Source organism: Pantoea sp. K16 (genome assembly GCF_048452805.1).
GTDB lineage: Bacteria > Pseudomonadota > Gammaproteobacteria > Enterobacterales > Enterobacteriaceae > Pantoea > Pantoea agglomerans.
Map to the genome: position 1 here is coordinate 25,514 of NZ_JBLWNV010000008.1, position 18,326 is coordinate 43,839.

The 18,326-nt window shown below is 56.1% G+C and carries 14 protein-coding genes; 13 read left to right on the top strand and 1 reads right to left on the bottom strand.

What is annotated here, in order from left to right:
* Positions 1-79: 79 nt before the first annotated feature.
* The gene (locus ACK13D_RS12120) at positions 80-313 is read left to right on the top strand and encodes a hypothetical protein (RefSeq protein ID WP_010257893.1); all 234 of its coding nucleotides are present in this window, start codon (positions 80-82) and stop codon (positions 311-313) included.
* Between the two features lie 36 nt (positions 314-349).
* Here the strand turns inward: ACK13D_RS12120 and ACK13D_RS12125 are convergent, their stop codons facing one another.
* Positions 350-1,249: a DMT family transporter gene (locus tag ACK13D_RS12125; protein WP_418796455.1), complete on the bottom strand. Its 900-nt coding sequence runs from the start codon at positions 1,247-1,249 to the stop codon at positions 350-352.
* Positions 1,250-1,426: 177 nt separating this feature from the next.
* Here ACK13D_RS12125 and ACK13D_RS12130 point away from each other — a divergent pair, with 177 nt between their 5' ends.
* The 12 genes from ACK13D_RS12130 to ACK13D_RS12185 all read left to right on the top strand — a co-directional run bounded on the left by ACK13D_RS12130 (position 1,427) and on the right by ACK13D_RS12185 (position 18,323).
* Positions 1,427-2,296, top strand: a complete 870-nt coding sequence (locus tag ACK13D_RS12130; RefSeq protein ID WP_045139784.1) for a helix-turn-helix domain-containing protein — start codon at positions 1,427-1,429, stop codon at positions 2,294-2,296.
* Positions 2,297-2,861: 565 nt separating this feature from the next.
* Positions 2,862-3,362: a type VI secretion system contractile sheath small subunit gene (gene tssB, locus ACK13D_RS12135; protein WP_010671384.1), complete on the top strand. Its 501-nt coding sequence runs from the start codon at positions 2,862-2,864 to the stop codon at positions 3,360-3,362.
* 33 nt (positions 3,363-3,395) lie between these two features.
* The gene (tssC, locus tag ACK13D_RS12140) at positions 3,396-4,943 is read left to right on the top strand and encodes a type VI secretion system contractile sheath large subunit (RefSeq protein ID WP_033769744.1); all 1,548 of its coding nucleotides are present in this window, start codon (positions 3,396-3,398) and stop codon (positions 4,941-4,943) included.
* Between the two features lie 17 nt (positions 4,944-4,960).
* Positions 4,961-6,301, top strand: coding sequence for a type VI secretion system baseplate subunit TssK (gene tssK / locus ACK13D_RS12145; protein ID WP_010671386.1), 1,341 nt, complete (start codon positions 4,961-4,963; stop codon positions 6,299-6,301).
* Positions 6,298-6,987, top strand: a complete 690-nt coding sequence (gene tssL / locus ACK13D_RS12150; protein ID WP_089415061.1) for a type VI secretion system protein TssL, short form — start codon at positions 6,298-6,300, stop codon at positions 6,985-6,987. The genes tssK and tssL overlap by 4 nt, the downstream gene beginning before the upstream one ends.
* The gene (locus tag ACK13D_RS12155) at positions 6,984-8,696 is read left to right on the top strand and encodes an OmpA family protein (RefSeq protein ID WP_418796458.1); all 1,713 of its coding nucleotides are present in this window, start codon (positions 6,984-6,986) and stop codon (positions 8,694-8,696) included. The genes tssL and ACK13D_RS12155 overlap by 4 nt, the downstream gene beginning before the upstream one ends.
* Before the next feature lie 4 nt (positions 8,697-8,700).
* The gene (hcp, locus tag ACK13D_RS12160) at positions 8,701-9,192 is read left to right on the top strand and encodes a type VI secretion system effector Hcp (RefSeq protein ID WP_033769751.1); all 492 of its coding nucleotides are present in this window, start codon (positions 8,701-8,703) and stop codon (positions 9,190-9,192) included.
* A gap of 302 nt (positions 9,193-9,494) precedes the next feature.
* Positions 9,495-12,149: a type VI secretion system ATPase TssH gene (gene tssH / locus ACK13D_RS12165; protein ID WP_010671390.1), complete on the top strand. Its 2,655-nt coding sequence runs from the start codon at positions 9,495-9,497 to the stop codon at positions 12,147-12,149.
* Positions 12,146-14,524, top strand: coding sequence for a type VI secretion system Vgr family protein (locus tag ACK13D_RS12170; protein ID WP_418796460.1), 2,379 nt, complete (start codon positions 12,146-12,148; stop codon positions 14,522-14,524). The genes tssH and ACK13D_RS12170 overlap by 4 nt, the downstream gene beginning before the upstream one ends.
* Positions 14,525-15,277 carry a DUF4123 domain-containing protein gene (locus ACK13D_RS12175; RefSeq protein WP_163798838.1) on the top strand — a complete coding sequence of 251 codons (753 nt, stop codon included), beginning with the start codon at positions 14,525-14,527 and terminating at the stop codon, positions 15,275-15,277. It abuts the gene before it with no gap.
* A gap of 89 nt (positions 15,278-15,366) precedes the next feature.
* Positions 15,367-15,897, top strand: coding sequence for a T6SS immunity phospholipase A1-binding lipoprotein Tli1-KP (gene tli1, locus ACK13D_RS12180; RefSeq protein WP_163798836.1), 531 nt, complete (start codon positions 15,367-15,369; stop codon positions 15,895-15,897).
* Positions 15,885-18,323 (top strand): T6SS phospholipase effector Tle1-like catalytic domain-containing protein, encoded by a 2,439-nt coding sequence (locus tag ACK13D_RS12185; protein ID WP_163798834.1) that lies wholly within the window; start codon positions 15,885-15,887, stop codon positions 18,321-18,323. Before tli1 ends, ACK13D_RS12185 begins: the two co-directional genes overlap by 13 nt.
* The last annotated feature ends 3 nt before the right edge of the window (positions 18,324-18,326 follow it).

An 18,326-nucleotide genomic window follows, 5' to 3' on the forward strand; every position in this document is an offset into this window, starting at 1 on the left:
TAATGTTTCATTAAGATGATTCTGTGAGCAGGTTTTCAGATTATTTGCCAGGCTAAGAGTTCACTTATCAGGAGGAAATATGAAAGACCGGACATATGAATCCAGCACCAGTGAGGATGAAGTTTGCTGCATCATCGGTCAGGCGGTGATTGAACTCAGTACAGAACAACAGCCTGTGACCAAATCGACGCTGGCATTAAAACTGCTGTCGATGGCCGATCGTGATAGTGACGATGAGCGTGTTCTGCTCTACTGGATTGCGCGTAAAGCGATCAATAAACCACAGAAACTCCTTCAGCAGCAGTGGGCATAACGCCCATCCGGACGCGGGCTTCAGCCCGCCTCCGCGTCAGATGATTATCCGGCGGCGACTTGCCGGCCAACGGGCAAACATCACGACATTGCCCAGTAAAATCATGACAAGGCCAGGGATGGCGCTGGCATGCCACTCATATCCTTCATAACGGGTAGAGAGTGCCAGCGCCACCAGCGGAAACAGCACCGTTGTATAGGCAGCCCGACTGGCTCCGATACGTCCCACCAGCGTAAAATAGGCCCCGAATCCCATCACCGATCCCACGATAGCCAGATAGATCAATGCCCCAAACCACTGTGTATTCCATGTCGGCTGCAGCGAAACACCCTGCAGCAGCGAGACCAGTGCCATGATCAGCGCACCGTATAACATGCCGTAACTGTTGGTTGTCAGCACGTCACGTTGCAGACGCTGATGCCGCTGACTGATCATATTGCCGAATGAAAATCCCAGCGTACCCAGCGCACTTAACCCAATGCCCCACATCAAGCCGGCCGAGGCCTGAGTGCTGCGCAGATCGTGCCAGAACAACGCAACAATGCCCGCCATGCCGAGCACTATCGCCGGAATCAGACGTGCGGAAGGGCGCTGACGGAAAAATATCCAGCTGTTAATGGCGTTATACATCACAGCCATAGAGAAAATGACCGACTCCAGTCCGCTGCTGATATAGCCAGAGGCGTAATAAAAGCAGACAAAGTTGAAGCCAAAAACGCAACAGCCCTGCAGCATACAGAAGAGGTGATCCTGCAGCGTCAGCCTGTGCAGACGCTTTATCAGCTTAAGCAGCAATAACATGACCAGCGAGGCCAGCAAAAAACGCCAGAAGACAGCGACAGTTACGGCGCTGATGCCTGCAGACTGTTGCGCATAAATCGCAATCCAGGTCGTGCCCCAGATCAGCACGACTGAGAGATACAAAAACAGGTTCATTACCAGATTCTCCACCGCAAAACGCCGAGTCTGCGCCCGCAACGCTCTTTGGTCTTGCAGCGGATTGCGCAGGGTTTGCAAAATCTTGCGCATTTTTACTCTCTGTCCCGATGTGCTCTGTTTTCTGTCCCGCGCAATCCGTAAACTGGCACTCTGTTTATCTGAACTGATACCCCGATGAGTCGCTTCCAGACCTTTGACATGCTGCAACGACACAAAGCACAACTGCGCGATCAGGTGCAGCTTCACAGCGGCATTCAGCTGGCAGCCTGGTTTAATAGTGGCGATCGCGTGACAAACCTCAGCGACCATCACACGCTGAGCCTTTACGTGGCGGGCGGCTACGATACCTGGCATAAAACTCCGAATGGCTGGCGTAACGGTGGCGCACCGGACCGCTTCTGTCTGATGCCGGCAGGCACGGAATCAACCTGGGATCTGCGTGCCGATCTCGCCTTTGTTCATCTCTATTGCAGCGAGAACCAGCTGCGGCAACTGGCCGAACGGGTCTGGGACCGCAGTCCGGCGCAGTTAAACCTGCATGAGAAAATCTTCTCTGTTGATGACCGCATTACCCAGCTCTATCGACACTTTCTGCTGAGCAGCGACTGGCAACAGCCCGCCAGCCAGCTGACGCTGAGCAGCGCATCAACACTCTTGCTGACCCATCTGCTGCAGCACTACAGCGAAGTTAAGTGGCAACTGCCCCAGGTACGGGGTGGACTGGCTCCCGCTGTATTACGGCGGGTTCTGGAATTTATTGAAACCCATCTCGATCAGCCTTTAACCCTGTCTGTGCTGGCGCAGGAAGCGGCATTGAGTGAGTTTCACTTTGCCCGCATGTTCCGTCACACCACTGGCGAGGCACCACACCAGTTCGTGATGCGCCGTCGTATGGATCGTGCAAGGATGTTGCTTGAGCGGCCCGAGCTGACGATGACCGATATTGCCCTTCAGTGTGGTTACCACTCTTCAGCCCACTTCAGCCATCGTTTCCGGCAGGTTTATGGCATGACGCCCTCAGCGTGTCGTCGGGAAAGTCGATGAACTTCTTAGCGGCAACAGGCACATTAGCAGCGTATAACAGTGCCACAAATCATTAACATAACTTATCATGCAAACTAACCCGTTTGGGCTGGTTCTCGTTTTCACTTTCTGCCGCTATCCTGTAAAAAAAGCATGAACCGCACTTTTTAGCATTGGGTAATTTCTCTGCTCAATCCCGCAATGAACTATTCACTGAAACATTTTTTAGTCCCAGCTATCATGCGCCCCACAGCCGAAATCTTAAGAAAAATCTTATATATCAGATCAGTATCAGATTTTTTCTGGCAAGTTCATCCTGTTACATTTGGTTACATATTATCATTTCCTTTGGTTAACCCACTATTTCTAAACTCGCGCCATGGGTGTTTATCTGAAAAATAAATTCAGGATTTACGCTCTTTCATCACGTCATATCGCCAGTAAATGGAATGTACTCGCTTCTGACTGCAGGTTCTGCTTTTTACTGAATGTTTAATAGCAGGAATGTTTTATGGCAGGGTAAGCCATTCTTAATATTTGACACTGGCTGTGGCGGTTTCTATCACTCCATAGAACAGGGACAGCCATGTCTAACTCTTCCTTTCAGTCCGAAATACCCAAGGCACGTATCAATTTAAAACTTGATTTGCATACGGGCGGGGCGAGCAAGAAAACCGAACTCCCCCTGAAATTACTGGTGGCGGGCGACTTCAGTAATGGTCAGGAGTCCGCGCCACTCTCTGAACGCAAAAAAGTTAATCTGAACAAAAATAACTTTGACTCAGTACTTTCCGAATATTCCCCAAAAGTAAATCTCACCGTTAAAAACACGCTTGCCGGTGACGGTAGCGAAGACAATATCAATCTGACATTCCAGAGCATGAAGGATTTCACCCCTGAGCAGGTTTCCCGGCAGATCCCTCAGCTGAAGGCGATGCTTTCCATGCGCAATCTGCTTCGCGATTTAAAAGCTAACCTGCTGGACAATCAGGCTTTCCGGAAAGAGCTTGAAAAAATTCTGCTCGACCCGGCATTAAGCGCAGAACTCAGATCTGAGTTGTCTGCTCTGGCCCCTAAACAGCCATAACGGTCAGGATGTTTTAACGGATTAATAAGGAAGATGTTGATGTCTGTAAAAAATGAGAATGCCGCGGGTGGCGAGAGTGTGGTGCTGGAACGTCCGGCCGCTGGTGGGGTTTATGCGTCTCTGTTTAAAAAAATCAATCTGAAGCCGGTCTCCGAACTCAGTGCACTGGATATCTGGCAGGATGCGCAGGCGATGTCGGATGCGACTGCGGATGAGCGTTTAACGGCCGGAATGCAGGTGTTCCTGGAGTGCCTGACAAAAGCGGGCTCAAAAGTTGAAAAACTCGACAAAAACCTGATTGACCATCATATCGCTGAGCTGGACTACCAGATTAGTCGTCAGCTTGATGCTGTCATGCACCATGAGGACTTCCAGGCGGTAGAAAGTCTGTGGCGCGGCGTGAAATCCCTGGTCGATAAAACCGATTTCCGTCAGAACGTGAAGGTTGAACTGCTGGATATGTCCAAAGAAGACCTGCGACAGGACTTCGAAGACTGCCCGGAAATTATCCAGAGCGGACTGTATAAGCATACCTATATTGATGAGTATGACACCCCGGGTGGAGAGCCGATTGCCGCGCTGATTTCCGCCTACGAGTTTGATGCTTCCGCTCAGGATGTAACGCTTCTGCGCAACATCTCTAAAGTGTCTGCTGCTGCGCATATGCCGTTTATCGGCTCCGCCGGCCCCAAATTTTTCCTCAAGGATTCGATGGAGGAAGTGGCGGCTATAAAAGATATCGGTAACTACTTTGACCGTGCCGAGTACATCAAGTGGAAATCGTTTCGTGAGACGGATGATTCCCGCTATATCGGTCTGGTGATGCCGCGTGTGCTGGGCCGCCTGCCGTATGGCCCGGATACCGTACCCGTGCGCAGCTTCAACTATGTTGAAGAAGTGAAAGGCCCGGATCACGACAAATACCTCTGGGCCAACGCATCCTTCGCCTTTGCATCCAACATGGTGCGCAGCTTTATCAATAACGGCTGGTGTGTGCAAATCCGTGGCCCGCAGGCCGGTGGTGCCGTTCAGGATCTGCCTATCCACCTGTATGACCTCGGCACCGGCAATCAGGTGAAAATTCCCTCTGAAGTGATGATCCCGGAAACCCGCGAATTTGAGTTCGCCAATCTCGGCTTTATTCCGCTCTCCTACTACAAGAACCGCGACTACGCGTGCTTCTTCTCGGCGAACTCGACCCAGAAACCAGCCCTGTATGACACCGCAGATGCGACAGCCAACAGCCGCATCAATGCGCGTCTGCCGTACATCTTCCTGCTGTCGCGTATTGCCCACTACCTGAAGCTTATACAGCGGGAAAATATCGGGACTACCAAAGACCGTCGTCTGCTGGAGCTTGAGCTGAACACCTGGGTTCGTAGTCTGGTGACTGAAATGACCGATCCGGGCGACGAGCTGCAGGCTTCTCACCCGCTGCGCGACGCGAAAGTGACGGTGGAGGATATCGAGGACAACCCGGGTTTCTTCCGCGTGAAGCTCTATGCCGTGCCGCACTTCCAGGTGGAAGGGATGGACGTCAACCTGTCGCTGGTCTCCCAGATGCCGAAAGCGAAATCATAAGCTAAGGCAGGAAGCCAATGAAAACGGAACAACCGTTATGGGGCAGGGGCGTTATGGTCTCTCCCCAGCACTTCCAGCAACAGGTCGCGTACGCGGCCTGGTCTGCGGAGTGCATTGCCCGACTGGGCCTCTCCCATCCCTGGGGGATGATTGAGGCCACTTTCGAACCGGATGCACTGAAACTGGGCCGTCTGCAGGCCCGTCATCTGCACATCCGTTTCCCCGACGGCACGCTTATCGACACGGATAATGCCGACTCCCTGCCGCCGGTGCTGGCGCTTGAGGGCGAATCACAGGAAGTGGTGGTGGTTCTGGCGCTTCCACTACTGCGGGCAAATGGCGGCAACTGCCTCAAACCCGATGAGGTGGCCGAGCGTCCTGTGCGTTATCGCCAGCGCTGGCGGGATGTCCGCAACACCTTTGGGGACGATACCCGCCAGATTGCGGTGATGCAGCCAGAGCTGACGCTGCGTTTCGCCCATCAGAACAACAGTGATTACCTGACCTGTCCGGTCGCCCGCCTGCAGCAGGATTCACAGGGGGCGTGGTTACTGGATGAGACGTTTCTTCCTCCGCTCCTTACCATCCAGAGCAGTCGCTGGCTGGTAACTCAGCTGGAACAACTGATGACGCAACTGCGTGCCCGTCTGAGCCGCCTGATGGACATGCGTCGTGAAAGTAACGAGCGCATGGCCGATTTTGCCGTGGCTGATGTGTCTCTGTTCTGGCTGCTCAATGCCCTGAACAGCGCAGAACCCTTGCTCGGACAGTTTCAGTGTCACCCGCAAAGTCCACCGGAGCGTCTGTACCCGGAACTGGCACGCCTTGCGGGCAGCCTGCTGACCTTCTCGCTGGAACACCAGGTGAGCGCTATTCCTGTCTGGCAGCATGAGCAACTGAATAACGTCTTCCCGCCGCTCTTTGACCTGTTGGGTGACCTGCTGGAAGCCAGCCTGCCGTCGCGGGTGGTGGCGATTGAGCTTGAGCATGATGCCCGGCTTCACTTCTGGCAGGCCCGTCTGCATGACCCACGCCTGCGCGAAGGGGCCGATTACTACCTCTCCGTACGTTCACCGATGCCGGTAGCACAGCTGCAGGAACAGTTCCCGCGCCAGTGCAAGGTCGGCAGTCCGGATCATGTCAGGGGTATCGTCAATTCATCGCGGGTGGGCGTCCCTCTGACGCCACTGCGTCATGTGCCGGCCGCTATTCCACTGCGTCTGGAAAACCAGTATTTCAGCCTGGACGTCTCTCATCCTCTGGCTACCGAAATGCTCCAGGGTGGAACCTGTATGTTTTACGTGCCGGGCATGCTCGGCGAGCCTGAACTTGAACTCTTTGCGGTACTGAGAACATGAGTGAGCGCAAACGCGGCGCGGCCGCGTCCATTGATATTGATGCCCTGCTGCAGGACACCTGGCTGCAGGTGATCAGCCTGCGTCACGGTCCGACGTTTCAGGATGGAGAAGGGCGCACGTTGTGGGAGCGCTGCATTGCTGATGTTGAGCGTGTGCAGCGTGATCTGAAAGCGAGCGAGCTCGATGAAGCCAGCTGTCAGCATATTCTCACTGCACAGTGTGCGCTGCTTGATGAAGCCGTAAAAGGTCGCGGTGTGGAGGATGATGCCTGCGTGCAGTGGTATGACATTCCCCTACAGGGGCACTTCCTCGGCACCATGGACGCCGGTGATACGCTGTGCGATCGGATGCGCGACGTGCTGCGTGAACCGGCGCCTGACCATGCTGTCGTGACCTGCTTCCAGCGGGTCATGATGCTGGGGTTCCTCGGCAGTTTCCGCTCGCTGAATGATCCGGAGCGCCAGAAACTCGTCAACGCGCTCAGTGAACATGTCACGCCGTTCAGCTATCCGCAGACTCACCCGATACTGGCAGAAAGCCGTACCGGACGAGGAATGGGTGGTTGGCTAACGTCATGGCCCGTGTGTATCGGCCTGAGCGTGGTGGTGGTCACCGCACTCTGGTGGGGACTGGATCACTGGCTGGATCAGATGCTGGCGACCCTGTTACCGGGGGCCGTGAAATGAGTCCTGCACAGCAGCGCGGGCTTGCGCTGTGGGCCGCCCTGCTGAGTGCAGTGGTCTGCCTGGGCTTCCTGCCGCTATCCAGTCTGGTTTCTGTACTTGTTCTGCTTACCGTTCTGGGGCTTATCCTGGCGTTCCGGACTGTCGCCAGTCGTCGTGCGGAGCATGACGTCACCCTGCGTCTGGATGACCTTCCGGAAGCCACTTACCGTCAGCCCGTGGTGCTGGTCTGTGGCGATCTGCCGCTGGAATGTATGCAGCAGTCACCGGTGCTTACGGTTACGCAGGGTTGCTGGATCCGAGTGGAAGATCATCAGGATCTGGAGCAGGCAGCCCGCCAGGTACTGGGGTTGCGACCTGACTGGGGTCGACAGCTGTCGGTGATGGTCAGCGTCTGTCCGCAGACACACGCCGACAGCGAAACGCTTACCAGCCGTCTGCTGGCCCTGCGATGGCAAATCAGCCAGTTGCGTAAAGAGACGGGCCATTCTGTGCCGCTGGTTCTGAATGGTCAGGTTGGCAGCGCGATGATGAATGATCTGCTCTGGCAAGCGGCTATCCCGGGTGAAGGGGTGAGGGTCTGGCGTGAATCTTCAGCGCCGGGTTCAATCGCTGCATGGGTTACCACCAATGGGCCGCCTGCGATGCAGCAACAGGTGCTGATGAACAGCCTGATAAGCTGGTTCCATCAGCACGTCCAGGCTGTCTTTATGGATGAGAATCCCGACGTTCCTGTTATTGCGCCTGCCGCGGTGCTGTGGGGAATGGGACCGATCCTTGCCGGAAGTCTGGCCACATCAGCCTGGACTGCATGGCTTTCCCGTCACACTGCGATGCAGCAGGTGGCGGGCTGGCAGCCGTCAGGAACGGACAGTACGGTTATCTCCCCCTTCCCGGATTTTATCCTGCCGCTGCTGCCCGAAGGGCGAGGCGTCACGCCGCGTGGGCGAGCCTTCTGCTGTGCGCTCGGTATTTTCACGCTGGCGGCCATTGCTGCGCTGCTCAGTAGTGGCTGGAACAATCGTCAGTTGCTGAAGCGTGTGAGTTTCGACATTGCCCGCTATGACCGTATCCCGATGCATGATTTCGGCCCAAAAGCCGACGCCGTTGCCGTCCTGCGTGACGATGCGGCAGAGCTGGATGGCTGGGCGCGCAATGGCGTACCGATGCGGATGAGCCTTGGTCTGTATCAGGGGGAACGTCTGCGAATGCCTGTGCTGGATGCGATCCGCTCTTATGTGCCACCGCCTCCGCCGCCTGAACCACAGCCGAAACCCAAACCGGTACCGAAAATTGTCCGCCTCGACAGTATGTCGCTGTTCGATTCCGGCAAATCCATGCTGAAGGCTGGCTCCACCAAAATGCTGGTGAACTCACTGGTCGGTATCAAGGCGAAGCCAGGCTGGCTGATTGTGGTCGCTGGCCACACCGATAACACCGGCAATCCGCAACTGAACCAGACGCTTTCTCAGAAACGTGCCGAAGCGGTGCGCGACTGGATGCGTGACACCGGTGACGTGCCGGAAAGCTGTTTTGCGGTGCAGGGTTATGGCGCAAGCCGTCCTATCGCAACCAATGACACCCCGGAAGGGCGCGCGCTCAACCGCCGTGTCGAAATCAGTCTGGTACCGCAGGCCAATGCCTGTCAGATACCGGGCCAACCCTCAGCGTCATCGCAGGATGATGGCGCATCACAACACAATGGAGAGTAATTCCATGGCAATTCCTGTTTATCTTTGGCTGAAAGACGACGGCGGCGCGGACATTAAAGGGTCCGTGGACGTTCAGGATCGTGATGGCAGCATCGAAGTGGTGGCGCAGGAGCATAACCTGTACATCCCGACCGACAACAACACTGGCAAGCTGACCGGGACCCGTATCCACACCCCGTTCCTGTTCACCAAGGAAATCGACTCGTCCAGCCCGTACCTGTACAAGGCTGTGACCACCGGTCAGACCCTCAAGTCTGCGGAATTCAGGTGGTACAAAATCAACGACGCGGGCCAGGAAGTCGAGTACTTCAACACCAAACTGGAAAACGTGAAAGTGGTGAAAGTGAATCCTGAAATGTATGACATCAAGGATCCTTCCAAAGAGAAGCACAACCACCTTGAGCGCATTGAACTGCGTTACGAAAAAATCACCTGGACCTACAAAGACGGCAACATCATTCATTCCGATTCCTGGAACGAACGCGCCACCGCCTGATTACGCGTCATATTTCGCGCCACAGGTGCGTTGGCTGCGTTCGCTCGCTCCGGTCACATAGTTATCTATGTTCCCGGAGACTTACGAACTTGCCGCCTTCCTGCGACACGAACTCTTAAGCGTAATCCTCGTTTTTAAGCGGAGGGGGATGACCTTTCCGCTGTTTTGCTGAACGTCTGCAGCTCGCGGGCTTTCAGCAAAGAAAATCACAAACTGCCAGCCTGACCGTATGCGCTTTGGTCCCCTTAACGGGAACAGCGATGGGCGGTAGCGTGTCCAGGAACCGACAAAGAGAGAGATTCATGGAAAACCCAGCCATCCTGTTGCGACGTCTGAACCCTTACTGTGCCCGTGCGATGGAAGGGGCGGCGTCGCTCTGCCAGACCCGCGCCCATGCGGAAATTTTGCCGGAGCACTGGCTGCTGAAGCTGCTCGAACAGGGGGAAGGTGACCTGACGGTGCTTGCCCGCCGCTATGAGTGGGATATGGACCAGCTTTGGCAGGATTTGCTTGCCTGGCTGGATAAACAGCCGCGTTCAGTACGTCAACGTCCACAGTTGTCTGATGCCATTCAGACGCTGATGCAGGAAGCCTGGCTGATTGCTTCCCTTAACGGCGAGGAACAAATCCGCAGCATCCATCTACTGATGGCGCTGGTTTACAAACAGAAACTGGTTCGCTGTGACGGGCTGTGGCCGCTGCTGACGCTGGGCCAGAGTCAGCTGGAACGTCTGCGTCCGCTGCTTGATGGGCAGTCGGATGAACGTCCGGAAGTGCAGCAGGAAGCCGGACTGGCGCAGAACCACGGTGGTGACGTGGAATTTGTCGGCCGTCCGGTCGATGCAGAGCTGAACGTCGGGGAGCTGAACCTGGCGCTGCAGAACGCGCTGGATAAATTCACTCTGGATGTCACCGCCAAAGCGAAGGAGGGCAAGATTGACCCCGTGTTCGGCCGTGATACCGAAATCCGCCAGATGGTCGACATTCTCTCGCGCCGTCGTAAGAACAACCCGATTCTGGTCGGTGAACCGGGTGTCGGTAAAACGGCTCTGGTCGAAGGTCTGGCGCTGCGTATTGCCGAGGGCAACGTACCTGAATCCCTCAAACCGGTCATCCTGCGCACCCTTGACCTCGGTCTGTTGCAGGCGGGCGCAGGCGTGAAAGGTGAATTTGAACAACGCCTGAAAAACGTCATCGATGCGGTTCAGCAGTCGCCGGTGCCGGTTCTGCTGTTTATCGACGAAGCGCATACCATCATTGGTGCCGGTAACCAGGCGGGCGGAGCCGATGCGGCCAACCTGCTGAAGCCGGCGCTGGCGCGTGGCGAGCTGCGCACCATTGCCGCGACCACCTGGTCCGAATATAAGCAGTATTTTGAGCGGGATGCCGCGCTGGAGCGCCGATTCCAGCGGGTGTTGGTGGACGAGCCGGATGACGACACGGCCTGCCTGATGCTGCGTGGCCTCAAATCCCGCTATGCCGAACACCACAACGTGCATATCACTGACGACGCCGTTCGTGCCGCCGTTACGCTGTCCCGTCGCTACCTGACAGGTCGCCAGTTGCCGGACAAGGCCGTTGACCTGCTGGATACCGCCGCTGCGCGCGTGCGCATGAGTCTTGATACCGTGCCGGAACAGCTGACCCGCATTCGCTCGCAGATTACCTCTCTTGAAATGGAGAAGCAGGCGCTGCTGGAAGATATCGCCGTTGGCACTCAGAGTCATGGTGAACGCCTGACCGCCATTGAGCAGGAAGAGAACGATCTCATCGTTGCACTCGACGAGCTTCAAACCCAGTACGGTCAGGAGCTGAAACTCACCGGACAACTGCTGGAAAGCCGGCAGGACATCTCCCGTCGGAGCGAGACGCACACGCTGCAACAGGAGCTGAAGGGCATGCAGCACAGCAACCCGCTGCTTTCCGTTGATGTGGACGTGCGCACCGTTGCCACCGTGATTGCCGACTGGACTGGCGTGCCGCTGTCGTCACTGATGAAAGACGAACAGACCGACCTGCTGACCCTGGAAAACGAAATTGGCCAGCGAGTGGTAGGCCAGAATGTTCCTCTGACCGCCATCGCTCAGCGCCTGCGTGCGGCGAAAACAGGCCTCACCTCAGAAAATGGTCCGCAGGGTGTCTTTCTGCTGGTCGGCCCGAGCGGCGTCGGTAAGACCGAAACCGCGCTGGCGCTGGCGGATGTGCTGTACGGCGGAGAAAAGGCGCTGATTACCATCAACCTCTCCGAGTACCAGGAGTCGCACACGGTTTCACAGCTGAAAGGCTCGCCGCCGGGATACGTGGGCTACGGGCAGGGCGGCATTCTCACCGAAGCCGTGCGCAAGCGCCCGTACAGCGTCGTGCTGCTCGATGAAGTGGAAAAGGCGCACCGTGACGTGATGAACCTGTTCTATCAGGTGTTTGACCGTGGCTTTATGCGCGACGGCGAAGGGCGTGAAATCGACTTCCGCAACACCGTCATCCTGATGACCTCCAACCTCGGCAGCGACCACATCATGCAGCTGCTGGATGAACAGCCGGATGCCACCGAAGGCGACCTGCACGAACTGCTGCGCCCGCTTTTACGCTACCACTTCCAGCCGGCACTGCTGGCCCGCTTCCAGACCGTGATTTACCGCCCTCTGGCCGAAGCGACCATGCGTACCATCGTGGAAATGAAGCTATCACAGGTCAGCAAGCGCTTACATCGTCACTACGGTTTGACCACGCAGATTGATGAGAGCCTGTATGACGCGCTGACTGCCGCCTGCCTGCTGCCGGATACCGGCGCACGCAATGTTGACAGCCTGCTCAATCAACAAATTCTGCCGGTGCTGAGTCAGCAGTTGCTGACCTACATGGCTGCGAAACAGAAACCACAGTCGCTATGCCTTAGCTGGAGTGAGGAAGAGGGTATCGGGCTGGAGTTTGACCGTACACAAGGAGTGCACGCATGAGCAGTAATCCCCCGATCAGATTCAGCCACAACCATCACCAGCTGTCGGTGAAGGGATGTGAAGCAGAACTCGATGTACTGGCGTTTGAAGGCGATGAAGCCCTGAGCACGCCGTTCAGTTACCGTATTGAATTCACAAGTTCTGACCATGCCATCAGCAAAGAAATGATGCTGATGAAAACGGGCTCCCTGACGCTGCAGGCCCCGGTTGATCAGGGTTACGGCACCAAAATGCAGCAGGTCGTGCGAACCCTTCAGGGGGTGGTGAGCGGCTTTGAACGTCTCAATACCTCAAAGGATGAAACCCACTATGCCCTGACGCTCCAGCCACGCATGGCGCTGCTTGACCGTTCGCATCAGAACGCCATTTATCAGGACATGTCGGTCCCACAAATCGTGGAAAAAATTCTGCGCGAGCGTCACAACATGCGCGGCCAGGATTTCCTGTTTTCGCTTGCAAAAGAGTACCCGCGCCGTGAGCAGGTGATGCAGTACGGTGAGGACGACCTGCACTTTATCACCCGCCTGCTGGGTGAGGTGGGTATCTGGTTCCGCTTTACCACTGATACGCGCCTGAACATCGACGTCGTGGAGTTTTACGACGGTCAGCAGGGATATGAAAAAGGCCTGACGCTGCCGTCGGTGCCGCCATCCGGTCAGCATTCTGATGGTGTGGACTCTGTCTGGGGCATGGAGAGCCACCATAACGTGGTGCAGAAACTGGTCAGCACCCGCGACTACAACTACCGCCAGGCCACGGATGACATGAACACCCGGGTCGATGCGACCCGCGGGGATGCCACCACCTGTGGGGAGGCTTACCACTGGGGAGATAACTACCTGATGGCGGGGAATCCCCATGACCGCAATTCGGCCCCGGAGTCCGGGGCGTTTTATGCCCGCATTCGTCATGAGCGTTATCTGAATGGCCAGACGCAGACTCATGCCATCACCAGCTGCCCGACCCTCTCTCCGGGTCAGGTACTGAAAGTCACCGGCGGGTACGAAGTGGCAGACGTGTTCGCGCAGGGCGTGGTCGTCACGGCGATGCACAGCCATGCGCGCCGTGATGAAGACTTTGGTGTCAACTTCGACGGCATCCCGGACAGCACTGATTTTAGTTTCCGCCCTGAACCCGGCGCCCGCCCGGTGATGGCCGGCACGCTGCCGGCGCGCGTCACCAGCACCACCGAAAATGACACCTACGGACATATCGACAAAGACGGCCGCTACCGCGTCAGCATGCTGTTTGACCGGGACAGCTGGGATACGGGCTTTGAGAGTCTGTGGGTACGGCAGTCCCGCCCGTACGCCGGGGACACTTACGGCCTGCACCTGCCGCTGCTGGCGGGCACTGAAGTGGCGATTGGCTTTGAGGACGGTAACCCGGGCCGGCCGTATATTTCCGGCGTACTTCACGACTCGGCGCACGGTGATCATGTCACTATCCAAAACTACAAACGTAACGTCCTGCGGACGCCTGCGAACAACAAAATCCGCCTCGATGACGAGCGCGGGAAAGAGCATATCAAGGTCAGCACGGAGTACGGCGGCAAAAGCCAGCTCAATCTCGGGCACCTGGTCGACAGTGAGAAACAGCAGCGCGGCGAGGGGTTTGAGCTCCGGACGGACAGTTGGGGTGCCATCCGGGCGCAGAAAGGGATATTTATCAGTACTGATGGGCAGGCAAAGGCGCAGGGGCCGATGCTGGACATGAAGCCAGCCATTACTCTACTTAAAGGGGCGCTGAATCAGGTAACTGGATGGGGAACTATTACGCAGACTCACCACAACATTACGCCTGACTCTGAGCCATTAAGAGCATTGGTTTCAGGTGCCAGTGAGCTTAAAGAGCCTGCGCTGTTGCTGTCTTCACCGACAGGTATTGCCTCCGTTACGCCGGAAACAGCCCTGATGTACAGCGGGAAAGGGTTGTACCTGCAGAGCCTGGGGGAAGTCAATATCACTGCAGCACAGTGTTATTCGGTGAACGCGAGCCAGGCGGTCTCACTGCTGGCCCAACAGGAAGGTATGCGGCTGGTATCAGCTAAAGGTTCACTGGAGATTGAGTCACATAGTGATGCGCTGTCGCTGACTTCCCTGAAAGATGCCACCGTCCAGTCAACACAGGGACACCTGCAGTTGACGGCTAAAAATGGCATTACTCTGGGCTGTGGCGGGGCTTATATTCGTCTTACGCCAAAGGGAGAGGTGCATATTCACGGGCCGGGATTAATCAGTCTTAAAGGCCTGCACGATTTGCAGGGGCCTGCCAGCGAGGATTTTCCTCTGCCAGAACTGCCGGCATCAGTATGCAAAGAGTGCCTTAAAAAAGCTCAGCAACTGGCGCAGGGTTTTGTACCCAGGGAGGCATAAATGACTGCGCAATGGATTGAAGAAGTCGCTGTTACCTGCCGGACTTCCAGAACTGATTATCTTGATTTTATCGTTGATCAGGCAGGGCTGGATTTCAGCGTTATTCCTGCACTGAATGCACTGTCGGTGGAGTGGCAGTCACTTTATCACGGGCTTCCGGAAGCGTTTATCGTCGATGATGCTCCGCTGGTTGCACGCATTAGACTTGACGATCTTCAGCAGTTGCAGTGGCTCAAGGACATGAGTCAGCAGGTTGCCGTTCAGGCTCCATTGCTGCTGTTGTGCTCACACTGGCGTTTTTCTGCCCTGGCTGGCTGGCTCACACAGTGCATGGATATTTTGCAGGAAGGACGGGGCGGGATTTTACGGTTTTACGATACGCGGATTTTCCCTGTGCTTTTTACGGACGTTCTCAGTAAGGAACAGCAAAAGCCTTTATTGCGCCCTGTGCTGTTCTGGGCATGGCAGGATATGGATGGTAATGCCAGAGGTATAAAAGGTAGCGGTACGCCCCAGACCCGCGACGAGAAACCTAACAAAATCGACCTAAGCGATCGCCAGCTTGAGCATCTGATGTGCGTATGTGATGTCATGACCCTTCTGTCGCACTGTGCACCCCCAGCAGGCAGCTATGCATCGCAACAGGCACTTTTTTCTGATTGTTACCAGGGCATGGTGGAGGCAACAAACCAGGGCATTATTCTGGATGAAGCACGCGAGGCCTGGGTCATGAAAAAGTGGCTTCCCACATAAGTAATTACCTGATAATGAAAATAAACCGTTTTACCCGCCGTCAAATCCTCCTCCCTTTGTAGATGTTCTTTTCATACAAGGAAAGTCAGATGAAACATTCACTGTTAAGCCCGCTGCTGGCGGGCCTGCTGCTGTTAACCGGTTGCTCGCAGCCTGCTGCTCAGGCCGGGGGCGGTGGTGGTGGAACCATTAAAGCCATCAACCACACCAAATGGGCGATTAACCACTTCAGCGTCGATAACCAGTCGGGTATCGACATTATTGGTCCGTTCCAGGGGGGCGGTGGAGGCTGCTGTTACAGCGTGCCCGCCCGCTGGACGCCGGGTATGACGGTGCGTATTGACTGGGAAAGTGGGGAGGGCGGGTCAAAAGGCTTTCCCGGGTTTGCTGATACAGAAAAATATCTTGCCTGGGAAAAAAAAATGAAGGCCCAGAATCGGCAGCACAGCAAAACCGTCCCGCTTCCCGACTATAACGGCCAGGATGTCTGCGGCATCACCGTGCACTTTTTACCCTGCGATGACGTGAAGGTGACGACCAGTTGCTGGTCACCGAGAAATGCCAACTACCCGATAAAAGAGCCCATCAGGATGAAGGAGCCCAAAGTATGTCCGAGATAAAGGAAACCGATTTAGCCTGGGTGCCGCCGCCATTTCCGGCCCAGGGACGCCTGCCGACCCAGGCGCTGCAGGTCGGGCAGAGCTGCCATCAGCAGAACAGCGCCGAGCGGCTCTATCGCCAGGAATTGTGTCTGGCGGCCGGACGACGCGTGGAGCCGCCGTGCTGCAAGACGCTTCATATCAGTCTGTTTTTCGACGGTACGGGGAATAACCTGAACAATGACCTGCTGCTGTCTGATCCGAAGCATCAGACCAATATCGCTCGGTTGTTTCGTGCCACTATTGGAACCGGTACGGCTGGCGGGGTACCGACTGGCGGGCAGGCAACACTGTTAGATGGTGCTGAAGACGGTGATGGGAAATATTTTAAGTTCTACATGCCCGGTGTGGGCACCCCGTTCCCGGAAGTGAACGACCCGGACTATTCAACCATGGGGCTGGTGGGCGCAACTAAGGGTGAAGAGCGTATTAACTGGGCGCTGCTGCGCATTATTGATGTACTGAAATTTTCCGCTACTGAAAAATGGTTAACCACCGCAGAGAGTCGGCAGTCTATTAGCAAAATGGGTACCAGCATGAACCGGCTGTGGTTTGGTGGCAGCCACAATCGTTACGAAGAGTTCAGTCGTTTACTGAATGCGTTAGCCCCGCAACTGAAACCGCTGCTCACACAGCCGGAACCGGGGAAGCCTAAGGTGTTAGGCATCAAACTGTACGTTTACGGGTTTTCCCGCGGTGCTGCCGCTGCGCGTACGTTTGTACGCTGGCTGAGCGAGCTGCTTCCCCCGCCAAAGGCGGAAGGCGAAAAACCCCCGCAGTGCCTGCAGATTGGCGAGATGCAGCTGCCTATCAGCGTGGAGTTTCTCGGGCTGCTGGATACCGTGGCCTCCGTTGGGGTGGCGCACGTAGTACCGATTGCCGAGGGGCATATGTCCTGGGCGGATGACACGATGGAGCTGCCGGACGATAAAACCTATGGCGGTCTGATAAAAAAATGCGTGCATCTGGTGTCCGGGCATGAGCAGCGTCTCTGCTTCCCACTGGATTCGGTACGGCGGAGTAACGGCAAATATCCGCCCTATGCCACTGAGGTGGTTTACCCGGGGATGCACTCGGATCTGGGTGGCGGTTATCCGCCGGGGGATCAGGGGAAGGCGAATGCTGAGCATGATGGATTGTTACTATCTCAGATAATTTTACAGGATCTATATTCCTCTGCTTTCGAGGTTGGAGCCCCTTTAAAAGTACCACAGGATGTATTACCAGAATCATCTACAGAAAAATGGCGAATCATGCCTATTGATGTGATTTCTCAATTTTTAGTTTCTGATGTGCTTATCAAACGCTTCAATGCCTGGCGCGAACTCACCCTGAATCTGTCCACACCAGAAAAAATCTCGCCCGAAGAGGCCTGCGAATACGAATCACAGCGTGCCAGCGGCAGTCTGGAAACTGTCGTTGAAAACCAGATTGCGTGGATCACCGCCTGGCGTATCGAGCGCTATGCCAGAGGTTCGATGCTGAAAACGCCATTCTACCAGCGTGCCACGAATACCGAAGCGCTGCCCGCCGCGCGCGAGGCGGCAGAAGAAGCACGTGATGAGAAACAGCAAGAGGTGCTCAAAACGCGTCAGGACCAGATAGCAAAACAGTCTGCCGACAAGATGGACGCTCTGGTGCTCTATCCGGGCGTCAAAGATTTCGACCCGGATATGGCGCAGACCCAGCTGTTTGAAGCGGCGAAGGAGTTTGGTAAGGATTACCACGACGGCTACCGAATTCCGGAGAACCTGGCACAGGCGGTGCTGGATACCGTGCTGCAGCCGATGATTTTCGTTCTCAATACCGATGATGAACCCCAGGAATACCGGCGAATAAAGGCTGGCGGAGACGCGCGGGTGACAGTCCTGTTCCCTGCTGCCGGTGAGGCCAGTAATGCGGAACGGCCCGCCGGGCTGGTCAGGGCAATATTCGACGACCAGGTGCACGACTCGCGCGCCTGGTTTATGCACGCTGCGCTGGGTACGCGCGAGATCTGGGGCGGCTACTTCCGCTACCGCATGATTTATTTTGGCGACAAATGTAATAAGTCCCTGTCACCGCTGGTGATCGCTGGGGATCTGGTGGGGTTTGCCACCCTCACCACGGGGGTCGTGCTGAGCTTCAAACAAAAGAGCCTGACCGGAAAGCTGGCGGGGCTGGCCGCGACAGGCGCTGTACGATCGCTGCAGGTTGACGTGCTGGACAGGATCACCCATGAACCCGTGCCGGAACTGCCGGGCGGGGAACAGCTGCGGGCATTTACCCGGGAGCCGGGAGTGATGGTTGCACAGCGAAAAGCGCTGGTGGCTGAACAACAGCTGGCGCGGGCGCAGGCTGCGATCCCGGTCAGCTGGCTTGAGGATGTCCTGACGGTGACTGGATAAAGC

What these genes read in the sequence shown, in the direction of transcription:
- ACK13D_RS12120 (WP_010257893.1), top strand. Translation starts at nt 80, where the DNA reads ATGAAAGACCGGACATATGAATCCAGCACCAGTGAGGATGAAGTTTGC.
- ACK13D_RS12125 (WP_418796455.1), bottom strand. Translation starts at nt 1,249, where the DNA reads ATGAACCTGTTTTTGTATCTCTCAGTCGTGCTGATCTGGGGCACGACC.
- ACK13D_RS12130 (WP_045139784.1), top strand. Translation starts at nt 1,427, where the DNA reads ATGAGTCGCTTCCAGACCTTTGACATGCTGCAACGACACAAAGCACAA.
- tssB (WP_010671384.1), top strand. Translation starts at nt 2,862, where the DNA reads ATGTCTAACTCTTCCTTTCAGTCCGAAATACCCAAGGCACGTATCAAT.
- tssC (WP_033769744.1), top strand. Translation starts at nt 3,396, where the DNA reads ATGTTGATGTCTGTAAAAAATGAGAATGCCGCGGGTGGCGAGAGTGTG.
- tssK (WP_010671386.1), top strand. Translation starts at nt 4,961, where the DNA reads ATGAAAACGGAACAACCGTTATGGGGCAGGGGCGTTATGGTCTCTCCC.
- tssL (WP_089415061.1), top strand. Translation starts at nt 6,298, where the DNA reads ATGAGTGAGCGCAAACGCGGCGCGGCCGCGTCCATTGATATTGATGCC.
- ACK13D_RS12155 (WP_418796458.1), top strand. Translation starts at nt 6,984, where the DNA reads ATGAGTCCTGCACAGCAGCGCGGGCTTGCGCTGTGGGCCGCCCTGCTG.
- hcp (WP_033769751.1), top strand. Translation starts at nt 8,701, where the DNA reads ATGGCAATTCCTGTTTATCTTTGGCTGAAAGACGACGGCGGCGCGGAC.
- tssH (WP_010671390.1), top strand. Translation starts at nt 9,495, where the DNA reads ATGGAAAACCCAGCCATCCTGTTGCGACGTCTGAACCCTTACTGTGCC.
- ACK13D_RS12170 (WP_418796460.1), top strand. Translation starts at nt 12,146, where the DNA reads ATGAGCAGTAATCCCCCGATCAGATTCAGCCACAACCATCACCAGCTG.
- ACK13D_RS12175 (WP_163798838.1), top strand. Translation starts at nt 14,525, where the DNA reads ATGACTGCGCAATGGATTGAAGAAGTCGCTGTTACCTGCCGGACTTCC.
- tli1 (WP_163798836.1), top strand. Translation starts at nt 15,367, where the DNA reads ATGAAACATTCACTGTTAAGCCCGCTGCTGGCGGGCCTGCTGCTGTTA.
- ACK13D_RS12185 (WP_163798834.1), top strand. Translation starts at nt 15,885, where the DNA reads ATGTCCGAGATAAAGGAAACCGATTTAGCCTGGGTGCCGCCGCCATTT.